Origin of the sequence: Brevundimonas diminuta 3F5N (genome assembly GCF_900163625.1) — a bacterium.
Classification (GTDB): Bacteria; Pseudomonadota; Alphaproteobacteria; order Caulobacterales; family Caulobacteraceae; genus Brevundimonas; species Brevundimonas diminuta_A.
Window position 1 is genome coordinate 1 of record NZ_FUIE01000070.1, and the last position, 1,298, is coordinate 1,298.

1 protein-coding gene and 1 pseudogene are annotated in these 1,298 nt (G+C 64.9%); both read left to right on the forward strand.

The window, feature by feature from the left end:
* The first annotated feature begins 121 nt into the window (after positions 1-121).
* Entirely contained in the window at positions 122-991 is an 870-nt protein-coding gene (locus tag FM111_RS13075) for a pirin family protein (RefSeq protein WP_087141375.1), read from the forward strand.
* A 107-nt stretch (positions 992-1,098) separates the two neighbouring features.
* Positions 1,099-1,298: pseudogene (locus tag FM111_RS13080) on the forward strand (hydrolase); the annotation flags it as partial.

Genomic DNA, 1,298 nt, shown 5'->3' on the forward strand with positions numbered 1-1,298 from the left:
CTCTCATCGTTCTATTGATAGGACGCAGCGAGGCGATTTCGCAATCTGCTCAAGACAGCGTTTCATCGTCATAAAGCCTGCAACGCGATCGGCGAGGTCCGGTCGCCACAGGAGACACACCATGAAGAAGGTTCTTGGACGTTACGGCAATGATCGCGGCCATTGGGTCGGCGACGGCTTCCCGGTTCGCTCGCTGTTTTCCTATGACAGCGTCGGCAAGCAGGTCAGCCCCTTCCTGCTGCTCGACTACGCCGGACCGCACAACTTCGAGCCTACGACCGCGCGTCGCGGCGTCGGTCAACATCCCCACCGCGGCTTCGAGACCGTGACCATCGTCTATGACGGCGAAGTCGAGCACCGCGACTCGACCGGCCAAGGCGGCGTCATCGGCCCCGGCGACGTCCAGTGGATGACGGCAGGCGGCGGCATCCTGCATGAAGAGTTCCACTCGCCCGCCTTTGCGCGGAGCGGCGGCCCCTTCCGCATGGTGCAGCTGTGGGTCAACCTGCCCGCCAAGGACAAGATGACCCGTCCCGGCTATCAGTCGATCCTGAACGCCGACATTCCGACCGTCGCCCTGCCCGATAATGCAGGGACCGCGCGGATCATCGCCGGCGCGATGGAGAGCTCGAAAGGCCCGGCCAGCACCTTCACCCCCATCAATGTGTGGGACGTGCGGTTGAACCGGGATGCTGAGACGACGCTGGACCTCCCGGAAGGTCATACGGCCATCGTGGTCGTCCTGTCCGGCCACGTCACCGTCAACGGCGACCAACCGGCCGGCGCCGCCGAGGCCCTGTTGCTGGACCGCAAGGGCGACAGCGTCACCCTGAGCGCCGATGCGGACGCGACTTTGCTGATCCTGACCGGCGAGCCGATCGACGAGCCCATTGTCGGCTATGGCCCCTTCGTGATGAACAGCGAGGACGAAATCCGCACCGCCATCACGGACTTCAACAGCGGCCGCTTCGGCGACATCCCAGCCGCCTGATCCCTCTCACGAAAACGTAAGGCCCGGTCTTCGGACCGGGCCGCAACCGACAGCCTTGACCGGACATTCGTCCGATCGCGGCCCCTTGCCCGAAAGGAAAGACTTCCATGTCCGCTTCCACCCTGCCCGCCAACTTCAACGGCCAGCGTCCGGTTATCGACCCGAACGACGCCGTCATGCTGCTGATCGACCATCAGAGCGGCCTGTTCCAGACGGTGGCCGACATGCCGATGACCACCCTGCGCCGTCACGCCGCCGCCCTGGCCTCCATGGCCACCCTGGCCAAGCTGCCGGTCATCACCACCGC

What these genes read in the sequence shown, in the direction of transcription:
- FM111_RS13075 (WP_087141375.1), top strand. Translation starts at nt 122, where the DNA reads ATGAAGAAGGTTCTTGGACGTTACGGCAATGATCGCGGCCATTGGGTC.